Below are 16,151 nucleotides of genomic sequence, written 5' to 3'. Positions count from 1 at the left end.
TGTTAAGGGCGATTAAAATTTGAACGCGATGCTACCAGAAATGCTCCTTAATTGCTGTGGGTTTACGGTGTACCAGCCAATCCAATATTTTTTATTGGCGAGGTTATTTACTGCGGCTGTCAGGCGGAATTTGCCGGCATCATAAAACACGCTGCTATTTAACACGGTGTATTCCGGAACATAAAACTGACCAGAACTTTTGCTGCTCACAACCAGACTTTTGCCCGAATAATTACCTCCGAAGCCAAAACCCAATCCTTTCGCCGATCCTTTTGTAATACGGTAGCTTAACCACAGATTTGCCATATCTTCAGGGCCCGAGCTGTTTGGCCTTAATCCATTCACGTCATCATCGGCATTGGTGTATTTGCTGTTATTATGGGCGTAGCCTGCCACGATATTGAAGCCGGTAAACGGATTGGCAATAATCTCAGCCTCTAAACCTTTACTTAGCTGCGTACCGTTTTGTACGGAGAAGTTAGGATGATCGATATCTGAACGTACAATGTCCTTCACTTTAATATCGTAATAGCTTATCGTTCCGCTTAGCTTTCCGTCAAAAGCATTCAGCTTAACACCACCTTCCAGTTGATTGGCTTGCTCTGGTTTGAAAGAATGCCCCGCATAATCAGTTCCGGTCTTGTTGGTAAAACCGTTTTGAAAATTACCAAACAGAGATACTTTGTCTTTAAATACCTGGTAAACCACCCCAAATTTTGGTGATAAGGCAGTTTGTTTAAAGCCGCCGCTGGTTGTGCCACTAGTTGGGTTGTAATTGCCCGCATTGTCAAAATGGTCTATTCTCAATGCTGCATTAACAATCAACTGATCGGTGATATTAACAACGTCTGATATGTAGGCGCTGGTTATATATTGTTTATTGGATATAATGTAGGGGTTTTTAGACGCAGGGCTGTTGGCATAGGCCGAATCTACTTTAGCCTTGTTAAAATTTAAGTAATTAGGAATATTGCCTGTCGAGTTGATCACATCAAACAAATCATCGGCAGTTTGCCCACCTGCTGTGCCCGAAAACTCATGGTAAACCACATTGGCATTGTAATTATAATAATCTATACCAGCCACAACCCGGTTTTTTACCGTTCCGATATTGAATTTGCCTACAAAATTTTGTTGAATATCAAGCGTGCGGTCATACCCGTCTATAGTCCAAACGTTACGTGCAATCTGCTTGTTGCCAGCTAAAAGGTAGAAGTATGGCATTGGGCCATATGAATTGGTATTGACTACCGAGATATTGGTTTGCGAGGTCCAATTGTCAGATAGCTTATAATTCATCTGGCCTACAAAATTAAGGTTCGATGATCTGAGCACCAGGTCATTGCTGATATAGGCGCGGTTATAATCTAAATTGAGCTTATCTGCACTGTTAACACCTAGCTGAGGTACGGTGGCATAGAAGAAGAAAGTGGTTGGTGTAGTCCCTTCCGATTTATACAGTTCCGCATCAAATGAAAAAGATAACCGCTCATTCACTTTATAAGTAAGGCTCGGTGCAACAAATATACTGTTATGAAAACCGGCATCCTGCCATGTCTTTTGCGTATTCAATGAGGTATTGATGCGAAACAGAAGGTTTTTAGCAGAATCGAGCGGTGTATTAACGTCTGCCAAAAGACGATTAAAGCCATAACTTCCGCCGCTATAAGCAATTTCGCCGCCAACATGGTCATAGGGTTTTTTGGTAACACGGTTAATCAATCCGCCGTATGATGTTACTGCGCTACCGAATAAGGTAGCCGAGGGGCCTTTAAGCACTTCAATACTTTCAATATTTGCGGCATCTATCGTAGTACTTACATTACTGGGTAAGCCGTTTCGTAGAGAAGTATTCAACTGGAAGCCCCGCAGTGCAAAAGAACTACCATTACCAAATCCAGATCTGTCTGTTGCTGCCCAAAGCCGGTTAATACCAGGCACGTTTCTTAAAGCGTCGTCCATAGAAAAAGCAGACTGTTCTGTCATCAGAGCGCTTGTTACGGTTGAATATACCTGAGCATTTTCCAGGTTATTTAAAGGCATTTTAGCCGCATCACTGCTTTTGGGTGCTGAAAAACGATTTGCTTTTTTACTGCTTACCACTACCTCATGTAATTGCTGACTGCTTTCCTGAAGCGTAAAATCTAACTGGAGGGTTTCACCAGCATTTACGACCACTTGCTTGGTTTGTGTGGATAGACCAATAAGGCGTGCAACCAAACTATAAGTGCCTGGATGGATATTTTTTAGTTCGTAATGTCCGTTCAGATCAACCATGGTGCCATGGGTAAGCCCTTTTAACGAAATAGACACAGAAGCTGCTGGTTTTCCGTCGGCAGTTTGTACGGTTCCGGTAATGGTGCCGGTAGAGGCCGACTGCCCGTAGCACCAATGAGTAGTAGCTAACAGAATAATCAAGCTTAAGAATTTTATGGTTGCTCCGCGATAAAGAGATAGGCTCTTCTTAGCTTGTGTGGAGTTAAAACGTAAAACGGGGGGGTAAAAAAAATGCATAGTTGGTTTAAATAATTAAATGATTAAAGGACCGGTTAAAATTCAGAGCCTGAAATTTTGCAGGCAGGCTCCGGAGTTGTTTGTGATCAGAGAGATCAGGAATAAAAGAGGTGTAGATACAGGAAGATAGGCGTGTGTTAACCTAACCATGACTATAATGTATTATGGAATCTGTACCTCTTGTTATTTCCCTGGTGATAATCACGCCGCAAAATAAATTCTTATTTAGATTAAATCCAAATAAAAATAGCAATAAAATGACATTGTCATATTCTTCAATTAAAACAGGTATAAGAGCGATCATTATTTTCGCATCAGGCAATTAATTAATATATGATTAACCCGGAGATAGCATTACCTGCTTAGATTTGCCCCGGAATTAAAAGAAACTATAATTTATTTATGGTAATAGTAGAGCGCTGGATGGCAGCACGCTGAAGGTTCGAATCCTTCCTCTACGTCTGAACCCAATTTAACTGGTTATGAATTATCCTTTAATCGCACTGATCATTCTATTAGCGCTTGGAATTATTGGCTTACTGGCCTGGAAAAATCAGAAGGATAAGAAAAAGATAGAGAAGGAAATGAATCGTTCTGAGAACAGGCCCACAAAACATAACGAAAATAATCCCAACGCTTAAACGATATCCGGATCTTTCCGGGTTAATACCCTCGTAGTATTGAATTGTTATTTCAATGTTTCCTTAATGTAATCTAGTGGTTTGTTAACATTAAGGTTACATTAAAATGTTTTCTTTGTTTGCTATTCCAGATAGCGAGTTAATGCCCTGTTTAATACTATGATCACCCATTCAATTTTAATGTATGGTTAGCATTTATGCCCGGCCCTCGCAATTCATGTTGGTTCTGTTTGGGCTTTTGTTATGTTTAAACATGGCCGCCCGTGCCCAATCAGAAAAAAGCGCCCAGTTTCAGCAATTACAATCATTAGGGCAACCGCATCCAGATTCGGCACTTATTATACTTAAAAAAGCGCATGCCAAAGCCATTCAGGATAATGATAGCATGGCGGCAGGCCGGATTTTGCAGCAAATGGGACAGATTTGCTTTAACCAGGGGCACTACGCCCAGGCCCTGGATTTTTATTTACATGCCGATAAAATATTCGCGCAGGAAAACAACAAAGACCTGCTGGCGGAGAATATGGGCAAAATGGGGATCCTGTATTATTATAACAAGCAATCGGATAAAGCATTCCAGCTATACAATAAAGCACTGGCGCTTTATACGTCTACCGGCAATAAAAAGGGACAGGCAGAAATATTTGGCGCTATAGGGCACCTGTACGAGAAACATCATCAATACGACAGTTCTTTTTATTACCAGCATTTGGCCCTACGTACCTATAACCAGATTGGGGACAATTACGGGCAGGCAAAAATATACGAAAACCTGGGCAGTATCCACGAGGATCTGGCCAATTACGATTCATCTTACACCTGCTTTAAAAAATCGCTGGAGATTTACCGGCAACACCATGACGAGGTGGCCAGTATTGAGGTGATCAATAACATCGGTGATATTTTGCGAAAAACGGGCAAATATGCACAGGGAATTGAGCAATCGCGCCTGGCTTATACCTTGTCTGTAAAAAACAATAACCTTTATCAGCTTGCTGCCGCCTGCCGTGACCTCGGCAAGGGCTATCAATTGCTTCACCAAATGGATAGTGCCTATCATTACCTTGAACTGAGCCGTAAGTATTCGCTCGAAGTATATTCCAGGGAGAGTCTCAAGCAAACCTCTTTTTTGCAGGTGTTGTATGATATGGATAAGAAGAGTGATGAAATTGTAAGGCTCAATAATATCCGCAAAATAAACCAGATAGTTACCATTGCTATTGTCACTATTGTACTGCTGCTGATTGTTTTGGGATTGGTAACATTTAGCCGCCAACGGTTAAAGATAAGGGATCAGCGCGTTTTGGCTGAACAAAACAAGTCGATATTTGAAGCCCAGCATGAGTTGATGCAACTGGAATTAAAAAATAAGCAGCTGGAAGAGGAGAGCCTGAAACAGCAGTTGGAGCTTAAAAGCCAGGAGCTATCAACACATACATTAAACCTGATCAAAAATAACCAGCTACTGGAAAACATGCGTAATACCCTGCAGGATATGGTGAAGGAAGATAAGCGCGATCAGAAAAAACAAATGCAGCAGATTATCCAGCAAATAAACCAAAGCTTTAACCACGAGCAGCAGTGGAAAGAGTTTACGCTTGCTTTTGAACAGGTACACCAACGGTTTTTCGATAAACTGAAACTGCACAGCAGCGAGCTTACATCAACGGATATGAGGTTGATTGCATTGCTTAAAGTAAATATGGACTCCAAAGATATTGCAGGTTTATTGGGCATCTCCATCGATAGCCTGCGTGTTGCCCGCTACCGTCTGCGCAAAAAACTCAACCTTGAACAGGGCGATAACCTATCCACCTTTATACAAGCTTTATAGGGGGCGGTGAGTGGTGAGTGAAATTAGGGGAAACAGGATAGAATAAAAATCCAGGGAGTTAATTCTAAAAATCGTGGTTCAAATAATCCTCATTTGTCATTCTGAACGGAGTGAAGAATCTGTTCTACAATATGCAAAGCTCGTGAATAGATTCTTCGTTCCTCAGAATGACAAATTGTTCGTTAACTACTCACCACTCATTACTCTCTACAAGGCTTAATAATTGCTTAATGTAACGGTAAAGTAATGATAATGGAGGTTTTTTAAGTTGTTATATGATTGTTAATTAGTGTATTATGATTTCTTGTTGCTGTTGCATATATGCTGCTTGTAACGCTGTTTCCTTTTTGTAACGGCAAATATTCATCAGCAAAGAGATGGTTTAAACACCTTTGCCCCGTCAAAAAAATCAAACACAATTGTATCAATCGTTCACAAAAATGAATAAATATTTACAGACCTTATTATTCCTGCTGTTATGCGTTACCGCAGCGAACGCGACAAAACTAAAGGGCCATGTTTATGACCGTAAAACCGGCGAACCCATGGTAGGGGCCACCGTTAGTCTGGATAAAACTAATAAAGCAACTACCACCGGCCTGGATGGCTCATTCGAATTAAAAGATGTGCCAAAAGGTACATTCAATCTCCGGGTTTCCTATGTCATGTATCAAACAGTGATACAAGAGTTGGAGATAACCAAAGAGGATAACCCTCATCTGAAAATTTACCTCGAAGAAGCCGGAAAGGCGCTGCAGGAGGTAACCATATCCACCAAAAAGAATGCGGCTTCCGAAAACACCGCCAGAAGGCTGGAACAACAGTCGACCCAGGTAATGAACGTAGTATCGGGGAGAGCCATTGAAATATCTCCCGACTTGACCGTAGCCAATGTTATTGCTCGTGTATCCGGTGTATCGGTTGAGCGCAATAGCAACGGCGATGGGCAGTACGCCATTTTGCGCGGCATGGACAAACGCTATAATTATACCCTGGTTAACGGGGTGAAGATCCCGAGCCCGGATAATAAATACCGCTACGTTCCGCTTGATATTTTCCCAGCAGATCTGCTGGATCGCCTGGAGGTATACAAAACCCTGACACCCAATATGGAAGGCGACGCGGTTGGCGGTGCCGTTAACATGGTGATGAAAGACGCTCCCGATCGCCTTCAGATAAACGCCAATATAGCCGGTGGTTATAGCCAACTATTTATTGACCGTAAGTTTATGAGCTACGATTACTCTGGTATCAATTACAAATCCCCTTCGGAAATAAATGGTAAAGCTTACCAGGCTACCCAAAACGATTTTTCGAAAGGTACTTTAAACTACGCTTTAAAGCATCCGGCGCCGAATGTAGTAGGCAGCCTGACCTTAGGACAGCGCTTTTTTGATAATAAATTAGGTGTGCTTGTTGCCGGTAGCTATCAGAACACTTACCGGGGTAGCAACAGTATATTCTATAGTTCAAAAGTTGTTCCGACGGCTCAGTACGCCGCTGTTACCAGCAAGAGCGACAGGGAATATTCGGAACAGCAAAAACGTTATGGCTTATTCTCTAAAGTTGATTATGTGATGGATAAGCGTAATAAGTTGAGCTTGTTTAATACCTATGTTAACCTGACTAACATACAGGTTAGGGATGAGGTTTCAACCAACTTTTCGACCGATTATGACCCTGATAAAGGGAATGCGCAATTGGGTTATTCTACACGTAGCCGTTTAACCAAACAGCAAATTTATAATGGTATGCTGCGGGGCGATCATCAATTGTTTAATGATAAATTAAAAGTGCAATGGTCGGCAGTTTACTCATCGGCAGAAAACGAAGTTCCTGATAATACCACCATCAGTCTGAATGGCGTGCGCGAAAATTTTGTAGACAGGCGCACATTGCTTACCAACGGCACGCCGCTTACCCATCGTTGGGAACGTAATACCGATGAGGATAAAGCTGGCTACCTCGACCTTACTTATACCACGCCGGTTGCAGGTGTAAATGTCGATTTCTCTGCAGGTGGTTTATATCGCGATAAGGAACGCAGCAGTTTCTATAATAACTACGCGCTTACGCCGGTTAACCCCGGAGCAGTATATGGTACCGATTTTCAGAATTATACCGATCTGTCTTTTACGGTAACCAACCCCGGTGGTGCTGTAAATAATCCTTTAACTTATGATGCTTCTGAAAAAATAGGAGCAGGGTATGGTATGTTCAAATTCACTACCAAAGCAGTACAGGTTGTTGGTGGTGCACGTGTAGAACATACCGATCAGGGTTATCGTATGCTTTTCCCGGCCGGCGAAACCCGCCCTACAGGGAATCAAATATATACTGATGTGTTACCAAGCTTAACCATCAAGTACTTTTTAACAGATAAGCAGCAGCTGCATGCTTCTTATTTCAGGTCGCTTAACCGCCCCGGGTTTTACGAGATAGTGCCGAGCAAAGTGGTTAATGAGGAATACCAGGAACGCGGTAACCCCGATCTGAAACGCGCCATTGCCGATAACTACGATTTAAGATATGAGCTTTTCCCGGATGCAGGAACGCAGTTACTGGCAGGTGCTTTTTATAAAAACATCAAAAACCCAATCGAGTATATTTTCCAGGCCGATGCTACCCGCGGGCAGGATACTTACTATACGCCGGGTAATTTTGGTACAGCACATAACTATGGTTTGGAGCTGGATTTCATTAAGTTCTTTAACAAGATTGGTGTAAAGGCCAATTACACTTATACCCACTCCCGTATCACTACACCAAAGGATACCTATGTAACCGATGCTAATGGCGATACCCGTAAAATATCAGTGAACCAATCGCGCCCGCTTTATGGCCAATCTGAGCATATCGCTAATGTTTCCCTGTTGTATAAGGATACCAAAAAAGGCTGGGATGCGCAGATTGCAGGTGCTTATACCGGTCCCCGTATCAACACGGTATCGCAGTTCCTGAATAACGACCTGTGGCAGCAAGGTTTTATACAGATGGATGTCTCGGCCGAAAAACGGTTTAAAAACGGGTTGAGCGTATTTGTTAAAGGCGGTAATCTGCTTAACACGCCAAGCAAGCTGTTCATCAAAGGAACCAATCCGGCCAATGCAGCCCTGAAGGACGACAACATCGAATCTAACGGACATACGCTGATCCGCAGTGATTATTACAAACAAACATACCTGATAGGTGTGCGCTATAAACTTTAAAAAATGTCAATCATTTTAATCAAAAATAGGATGAACTTAAAACCAATATTTACAGCACTGCTGGTATCGGCCGTAGCCATTAGTGGTTGCAGAAAAGCCAATCTGGATGTGGATACGAGCTCCGGCAACGGATCGGCCAGCGGCGAAGTTTCAGGTGTTTGGGCCAAAGGCAGCACCCAGATCATCAAGGGCGATATTATTATCCCGGCAGGCAAATCATTAACCATTGAGGAAGGTGTTACCGTATTGATGGATACCGTTGCCAAACCAGAATTTATCGTAAAAGGTAATCTGTACTCGATGGGTACAGCCGAGAATCCAGTTAGGATCACTGTAGCCGAACAATACCGTACCGATGCCAAAAAATTCGGAAAGATGTGGGGTGGTATACTCGCGGCCCCAAGCTGTGCAGAACTGGTGCTAGATCATACCATTTTGGAGTATGGTGGTAATACCACATCAGATGCGTCAACCTCGGTAAAACAAGGCTTGTATAAAGCTGTTGCAGGCGAAAACTTACCGGCCCTATGGTTCTCGAACGTTAACGGTAAGCTTATCGTGGTTAACTCGATTGTTCGTAACTTCCAGGAGGATTGTACTTATATTGAAGGCGGTAAGATCATTTTTGCCAACAATACTTTTTATACAACCGGGGTAACCGGGGGCGAGGCGATGAATTTTAAATCGGGCTGTTTGGCCGATGTGGGTTTTAACCTGGTTTATAGTGCCAATACCAATGCCCTTAAGTTATCAAACTCAGGCGATCGTAACCCGCAGGCTTATATTATTGCCTATAACAATACCATGGTGAATACCGGCTGGCGCAGACCGTCAGCCAAAGGGGGTTCTATCTGGCTGGAAAATAACGTACATGCCGATATTTATAACAACCTGTTTGCCAATACCCGTTTTGGTATCAAAAGAGATACTAAATCAACCGAAGATAAACGTACGGTGATCGGCAATAACCTTTATTATGGGTATGATCAAACCACGGTAAATCAGTTTCAGCCATCAAAAGATATTGTTGCAGGTGTGAACGATATTATCAGTACCAAAGCGGGTGACAACGACCCTAAATTTGTGAATTACCCGGAATCAACCCCGGTACTTAACGCGGTATTTAATACCGCCTGGGATTTTCATTTGCAAAGCGGTTCACCGGCTTTAAATCATGGTAAAACCGACTTTACCCGCCACCATGCTGCAGGTATTACGGTAAATGGGGTAACCTACGTATCGCCAGATCCGGCAACTTACATCGGCGCATTCGGAACAAAATAAACAAACAGAAAAATCTACAGCCCCTGCTTATGCAGGGCATTTTTTAATATAATTAATGAACAAACTAAACACTTTTTTATGGGCATCACTGGGCATCGTGTTGTTTAACACCGCTTATGGCCAGAGCCAGGTACGTGATCACAAGGGAAATATGATGCCTGCAGTTTCCCCGCAAGCTATTAAGCCTGTTATTATTACCGAACCTGTTTTGTTTGATACCGACGATCCGGCAATATGGATAAACCCGGTCGATGCTTCCAAAAGCCTCGTCATAGGAACCGATAAAAATAGCGAAGGGGCACTTTATGTATTTGACCTGCAAGGAAAAGTTGTTAAGGATAAAGTGGTACGTGGTTTAAAACGACCCAATAATGTCGATCTGGCTTACGGCCTGATGTTAGGTGGCAAGCCTACCGATATTGTTATTACTACCGAACGTATGACCCATAAGTTGAGGATATTTTCCATGCCGGATATGAAGCCGGTAGATAATGGTGGCATTGACGCATTTGTTGGCGAAACAGGTTTTGAATACCGCGACTTGATGGGTATATCTATTTATACTTCAAAAGCAGGTAAGATGTACGCCATAGCCGGTCGTAAAAATGGGCCGAAAGATGGCAGTTACCTGTGGCAGTATTTGTTGGAAGACGATGGCACCGGAAATGTTAAAGCCACCCTGGTACGCAAGTTTGGCAAATACAGCGGTAAAAAAGAGATAGAAGCCATTGCAGTGGATAATGAACTGGGCTATATTTACTATTCCGACGAGCAGGTTGGTGTGCGCCAGTACTATGCCGATCCGGAGAAAGGGGATAAAGAACTGGCCATGTTTGGTACATCAGGTTTTGAGGCTGATCATGAAGGGATCTCTATTTACAAACTGACAGACAAAACAGGTTATATCCTGGTATCTGACCAGGGAGCCAACCGTTTCCAGATCTTTAGCCGCGAGGGAACAAAAGCCAATCCTTTTGAACATAAGCTGGTGAAAATTGCTGATGTAGCAGCCCAGCAAAGTGATGGTTCAGATGTTGTAGCTACACCGCTTAATGCTACGTTTAAACACGGTATTTTTGTGGTGATGAGCAATGACAAAACGTTTCATTACTATCGTTGGGAAGACATTGCAGGTAAAGAATTAAAAATTAAATAAAAAGTTAAGTAACTGATTATTAAATCAATTATCAACAATAAAAAGGTCGTTTTGAGATTTCTCAGTGCGACCTTTTGCTTTGCCTATACCGTTGATAAGCGTTTAAACTCATAAATAAATTGCTAAAAATATTAGTATTTTATTAAAATTTAATTTAGGTTTGTATCTCAGAATCGCGACCAGTATCTGGCTTTTCTGATAGCTATAAAAACACACTAATGAAAATTGAAGATAAGATATACGGTAATTTTGAGGTGGGACCAGTGTTGGAAGAGCTTATCTTGTCGGCACCTGTGCAGCGGTTGAAGAACGTTCACCAGGGTGGGGCAATATTCCTGGTAAACCCGGCTTTAAACCAAACCCGCTATGCGCATTCTATCGGCGTACTTTACCTGGTAAAGCATTTTGGCGGAGGGATTGAAGAACAAATAGCTGCTTTACTGCACGATGTTTCGCATACCGCTTTTTCGCACGTAGCTGATTATGTGTTTGAAAATATTAAGGAAGATTATCACGAAACCATATTTGATGAGGTGATCAATCGCTCAGAAATTCCTGTCATCCTCAAAAAATACGGGTTTGATAGCACCACTTTATTTAAACAGGCTCATACTATTTTGGAGCAGCCACTCCCCGGGCTTTGTGCCGACCGGGTTGACTATACTTTGAGAGACTTATACCAGGCTGGCTTTATCGGACTAACCGAAATCCGGAACTTTATCAGTGAACTCACCATTCAGGATGGTTGCATGGTGGTCAGGTCTGAAGCGGCAGGCGACTGGATCAAAAATCAGTTCCGGCGTTTAAATGAGGCTTATTTTAAAAAGCCGGAGCATGTATACGCCAACCTGAAACTGGCCGAACTTATTAAAGACGCTTTGACCGAAGGGCTACTTCAAAAAAATGATCTTTTACGGGATGATTTCCAGGTATTGCGTAAATTAAATACAAACATGGTCATGAGCCAGCGATTAACTGATATCGGAAACCTGGTACACTTTAAACAATTTACCCATAAAGGGGCAACAGAACGATTTAAGCAAAGATCGCTATACCCTTTGGTTATGGTTTAAAATTGTATCTTCAATAAGAAAATAAATAAAACCTAAACTTTATACAAAACGAAACAAGCCCGGAGATTTCTCCGGGCTTAGTTCAAGAGAACGAAGCGAAAACTTATTTTTTTAAATGGCAGTCTTTAATTATGAATTATCAAAAATGACTTGAAAATCTATTTCAATTTAACTCACAACATCATCAGTCAGAAGTTGAATATGCTAATAACCAAATGGCTTTCGTTTTTTTCGCCACAAGTATCAGTGTTTCGCTAAAAGTATAAGGTCCAGCCATAAACCAGGTATTCCAAGGGGAGAAAGTTCTCAAGCAATAGTTATTTCGGTTCTTGTAATCGTCTTCAAAAATCTGTTCGCAAAATGATTTTGCCAAGTGAAAAGCTGTTTCAGAAGATCCTTGAAAATTCGTGCTCCCATGTATAGAGCCTGTGAAAAGTATTTCAGCAAGGGTTTCATCGACTATTTCGTTATCGTTTAATTCTTGAAGATCAACTTCTAAGAGTAATGCGTTTGCACTTATATATTGACTGGGGCCGCTGTAAACTTCTTGTTGAAATTGATCTAATACCGTTTTAGACATCAAAAAGGTACGACTTACTTCAGATGGATTAATCTTGCCTTCTAAATAAAGTGTATTTAAATCCTCATCCCTTTCAAATTGGAAACAAGTAAGAAGAAAAAGATCAGAAGTGAAACTATCCTTTAAAACTTTGCAATATTCATAATCCTTTTCTATTACATTTATACACATAATTAATACGTCTGGAACTCTTAACCGAAAACTAAAACTACTGATATTTTCTTTAAGGAGAGCAAATCGCTCATCTCTTTTAAATTGCGATTGCTCTTCCTAATAAAGCTTTGGGATAAATTGTAGAATTTATTTTTCGAGAAAATTTTATACAAAAACTAAGCCCGGAGATTTCTCCGGGCTTGTGTCATTTTAAGCTTTAGTGCACCTTTACTAGTATAATGGGTATTAAATTTTTGATGTAGGTTAGATGCCGGCTATTTGTAACGATATTATTTACCTTTCACCGCGGCCAAAACCGCAGCTCCATAACCTGTTGGGTCGCTGTTAAAGGCATAAACAAATACGCCTCCTTTTTGGCCCTGCGTTGGTGTCCATTTAGCAATATCAACAGCATCACTTTGAGAGCTACCTGTTTCCGCATTGTGCCCATAAACCATTTTGGCCGATGGTATTTTATTGGTACCCGTAGCATAATTATTCATTAACTGGGTACGGGTTGAGTTACCATCATAAGATTGTACGCCGAAATAAGTAAAGTTGTTTACAAAATTGCTGGCAATATTGTTCCAGGCATAGCAGTCCAATCCTGATGCTATTTCCAACTCATTGCTGGCCGTAGTGCCGAAGTATTTTGTCATTTCTTTGATGCAATTGATATAGTTTGCATTGGCAGCCATGCTTGAACTATACCAACCATAATAACCAATCTTATTATACGCTGGGAAGGCCGGAATTGGAGAAGGTGCTGCCCCGCTATGCTCTACATCTAAAGTTATACCGTCTAAATGTAACTGATCAAGCAATACCTGTTTCATTTTTAAAGCATAGGCCGATGCACTAGCGTACCCGGCAGGTTTTGTGGTTTGCCAGCTGGCTTCGTCGTCTATGTTTTGTATTACCTTAATTCCGCGTGCTTGCAGCTTTTTTATATCACCATAAAAAGCACCATAAGATTTGTAAGCACCAATATAGCCACCGCTGGCAGGATATTTTATGGTATCAATGTAATTTGGAAGTTTAACCACAAACAAAACCACAATATCTACCCCGTCTGGAATATCAGTCAATTTATAAGTAGGATTTCGTCCATCAGTTACAAAGTAGGCGATGAATTTTTGAGCATTAGTACTGTTAGTTACTGCTCTGTTAATCGTATGATTTGCCGGAGCTTTTACCTGGCTATCTTTTTTACAGGATGGAGCGAATGCCAGCACTGACATGCAAAGCACGAAAAGCCCGGTTAGGGAAATAAATTTTTGTTTCATAATTGATTTAAAAGGGGGTGTCGGTAAAATTGGTATGGTAGTTTTTAGATGCGTTTTGATATTGCCCGGTATCGCTTCTTACAAAAAGAGTTTAAATGGATAGTTTAGAAGGTCAAAAAAAGAACCCTTCCTAAAAAGGGTCCTTATACTAACCACTTAATCAACCATATCCAGGTCTCACTCCGGATAGCAGCCAATTTTTTTAATTGCCGGACATTAGGGCTGCCAGCATTTTTGCGTAATAACAGTGTTATAACCTATCTAACACATAAGTGAATGTAAATCAAAAAGATGTGATTTTGTATTATTATGGTTACACAAACGTTTGCGTAAATTGGGAGTCCATGATAACAATATCTGTAGCAGGTTCGGTATTATGATTCTCAATTGTTAATAATTAGAACTATTAGCGGGTAAAACTCCTTAGAACAGAGGTGTTTGCATGCGAAGTTTTAACAGAGCGTAAAATAGGCATTGGATTATCACGCAAACGTTTGCATAAAGGTTTTACACGGGGATATTTTGTCAGGTTTTTGAAAGGTTAAGCTTTGTGCACAGTAAAAACATCGCGCAACATGGCAGGGGCGCCAGCTCTAACGGAATAATAGTTACCACTTAGTTGTAATTGATCACCGGTTTGGGTAATAGTGATTTGCAGAAACCCATGCTCATCATCACAGAAAGATTTCAGGTGAATCCCGGGGAAAGGCAATGGTTCAAAACGACTGTCATCCAGCGTCGCAATACGGTGCAGTTCATCAAAACCACCTGCGCCCGAAACGACATAGGGTACTTCGATACCATCTGCATATAATTTATGAAACCGCTGATAGTTATGTACATGGCCGCTGAAAACAATGTCTGGTCGTACCCCAGTTGTGTTAAAAGCATTTTCCAGTACCTTGATCATCGGCAGGCTTGATCCATGATTGGTATCGGCGGAATATGGTGCATGGTGTAAACATAAGATCAGCATTTTATCTGATGGCGCCGACTTCAGCTCATTATGGAACCAATTCTCTTGGTCTTTGGAAACTGCGCCATACTTTGGTACATTAGTGTGCAAACCGATGATAGTGGCCAGGGGTGTTTCCAGCGTCCAGAAGATATTGGGCTGGGTCATGCTTTGCCTTTTACTTTTCCCGCTGAAAACAACATGCCGGGGTTCAGTGTCACAAAATACAGTGGTAAAAGCATCCAGGCTTTGGTATGGACTTTTGCTGTCCGGGTTTACATCACTGTCATGATTACCCGCTATTGCGAAAATCGGTCCGGGGTATTTTTCAAAAGGTTTAAAAAACTGATCAGAATATTGTGATGCCTCCCCATAATGATAAACCAGATCGCCAAGATGATATAAAAAGCTGCCTGGCTTATATTGCAGGCTCATTTGGTCAATTATTTCCTGACTGGCTTCGGGATTACCTGTGCCGCCGGTATCGCCAACCATGTGAAAATCCATTTGATTGGGGTTGGTGACCGGGTGAATATCAACTACATGAAGATGATAAGGGTATTTACCTATGGGTTCCGGGAGCGGTTGAGTTTTAAAAGTATCGTCCGGCTGGTCTTTTTTTATGACAGGGGTGGTATAATTCATTATTCATGCAGTACAAGGATGGCTTTAACAGACCGGCTCATGATCTGGTTAACGGTACTCCGGTTAAATAAACGGTATATAATATTATGATGATGTTTAACCAGGCAGAGGATATCAGTTTCGTTTTCTTCAATAAATTCCATGATCCCACTGAGTGGCGTGCTGTCCTTCAGGTAATTAAACATAAGTTCCGTATGGGGGAGAAGCTCTTTAAGCCGTGCCTCTCCGGTTTGGATATGTTTAACATCTGATTTTTCGTCCACGTACAGTACCTGCATTTGTTTGGTATGGAAGGCTTTGATCATTTCATTAAGCGCAGTAACATCGTTTGGCGACAACTTTGTTTCATAATCAGTTGCCAGGGTAATGGCCGGAACATCCGGAAACCGGCTTTCCAAGGGAATGATTAATGTTGGTGTCTTTACCCTGGCGACCATCATGCTGGCATTGCTGCCAACGATACCGCTCAGGCCGGTAGCGCCGGTAATACCCATAGCCAGGAGTTCGACAGGGTAATTGTCAATATAATGGGTGATAACGGTTTTTAGAAAACCGATGTCGCATCGGGTGGTTACACTAACACTTTTAAATTCATCTTTATCTGTATAAACCGTTGCCCAGGCCTTTAATGCTTCTCTTTTATTGCGGTAATAGTCTTCAATGAAAATGGCATTATAAATACTGTTGTTGATGCCCTCGGTTGGGTGAATGGCATGAATAACGCATACTTCCAGTTTCAATAATACCGCGAGCGACATCGCATACTCCATCGCATTTGCGGCACTTGGCGAAAAATCAGAGGCAACCAGAATCTGTTTCAT

The 16,151-nt window shown here is 41.7% G+C and carries 11 protein-coding genes; 6 read left to right on the top strand and 5 right to left on the bottom strand.

Annotated features, from left to right (window positions below; all coding sequences use genetic code 11):
* Positions 1–12: 12 nt before the first annotated feature.
* Complete coding sequence (locus tag BW976_RS25740) at positions 13–2,418, bottom strand: TonB-dependent receptor (RefSeq protein WP_245834784.1); 2,406 nt, start codon at positions 2,416–2,418, stop codon at positions 13–15.
* A 578-nt stretch (positions 2,419–2,996) separates the two neighbouring features.
* On the opposite strand from BW976_RS25740, the gene BW976_RS29585 reads away from it, so the two are divergent.
* The 6 genes from BW976_RS29585 (at position 2,997) to BW976_RS25715 (ending at position 11,711) form a co-directional block, all read left to right on the top strand.
* Positions 2,997–3,155 carry a hypothetical protein gene (locus tag BW976_RS29585; protein WP_175614181.1) on the top strand — a complete coding sequence of 53 codons (159 nt, stop codon included), beginning with the start codon at positions 2,997–2,999 and terminating at the stop codon, positions 3,153–3,155.
* 253 nt (positions 3,156–3,408) lie between these two features.
* Positions 3,409–4,989 carry a tetratricopeptide repeat protein gene (locus BW976_RS25735; protein WP_245834783.1) on the top strand — a complete coding sequence of 527 codons (1,581 nt, stop codon included), beginning with the start codon at positions 3,409–3,411 and terminating at the stop codon, positions 4,987–4,989.
* A 440-nt stretch (positions 4,990–5,429) separates the two neighbouring features.
* A complete protein-coding gene (locus BW976_RS25730; protein WP_076377983.1) occupies positions 5,430–8,198 on the top strand; it encodes a TonB-dependent receptor in 2,769 nt (922 codons plus the stop codon).
* 30 nt (positions 8,199–8,228) lie between these two features.
* Positions 8,229–9,482: a hypothetical protein gene (locus BW976_RS25725; RefSeq protein ID WP_076378079.1), complete on the top strand. Its 1,254-nt coding sequence runs from the start codon at positions 8,229–8,231 to the stop codon at positions 9,480–9,482.
* Between the two features lie 55 nt (positions 9,483–9,537).
* Positions 9,538–10,638, top strand: a complete 1,101-nt coding sequence (locus BW976_RS25720) for a phytase (protein WP_084192356.1) — start codon at positions 9,538–9,540, stop codon at positions 10,636–10,638.
* A 218-nt stretch (positions 10,639–10,856) separates the two neighbouring features.
* Positions 10,857–11,711, top strand: a complete 855-nt coding sequence (locus BW976_RS25715; RefSeq protein ID WP_076377981.1) for an HD domain-containing protein — start codon at positions 10,857–10,859, stop codon at positions 11,709–11,711.
* A 184-nt stretch (positions 11,712–11,895) separates the two neighbouring features.
* On the opposite strand, the gene BW976_RS25710 is transcribed toward BW976_RS25715, so the two are convergent.
* From BW976_RS25710 to BW976_RS25695, 4 genes are all read right to left on the bottom strand, one after another.
* Positions 11,896–12,462 carry a hypothetical protein gene (locus BW976_RS25710; protein WP_076377979.1) on the bottom strand — a complete coding sequence of 189 codons (567 nt, stop codon included), beginning with the start codon at positions 12,460–12,462 and terminating at the stop codon, positions 11,896–11,898.
* Positions 12,463–12,734: 272 nt separating this feature from the next.
* Positions 12,735–13,730 (bottom strand): endo-beta-N-acetylglucosaminidase F3, encoded by a 996-nt coding sequence (gene endOF3 / locus BW976_RS25705; RefSeq protein WP_076377977.1) that lies wholly within the window; start codon positions 13,728–13,730, stop codon positions 12,735–12,737.
* 541 nt (positions 13,731–14,271) lie between these two features.
* Positions 14,272–15,330, bottom strand: coding sequence for a metallophosphoesterase family protein (locus BW976_RS25700; RefSeq protein ID WP_076377975.1), 1,059 nt, complete (start codon positions 15,328–15,330; stop codon positions 14,272–14,274).
* Positions 15,330–16,151: a universal stress protein gene (locus BW976_RS25695; RefSeq protein ID WP_139332425.1), complete on the bottom strand. Its 822-nt coding sequence runs from the start codon at positions 16,149–16,151 to the stop codon at positions 15,330–15,332. Before BW976_RS25695 ends, BW976_RS25700 begins: the two co-directional genes overlap by 1 nt.

This window comes from Mucilaginibacter lappiensis (assembly GCF_900155965.1).
Lineage (GTDB): Bacteria > Bacteroidota > Bacteroidia > Sphingobacteriales > Sphingobacteriaceae > Mucilaginibacter > Mucilaginibacter lappiensis.
The sequence above is the reverse complement of the archived record's forward strand: the minus strand, read 5'-3'. Positions and strand labels throughout refer to the sequence as shown.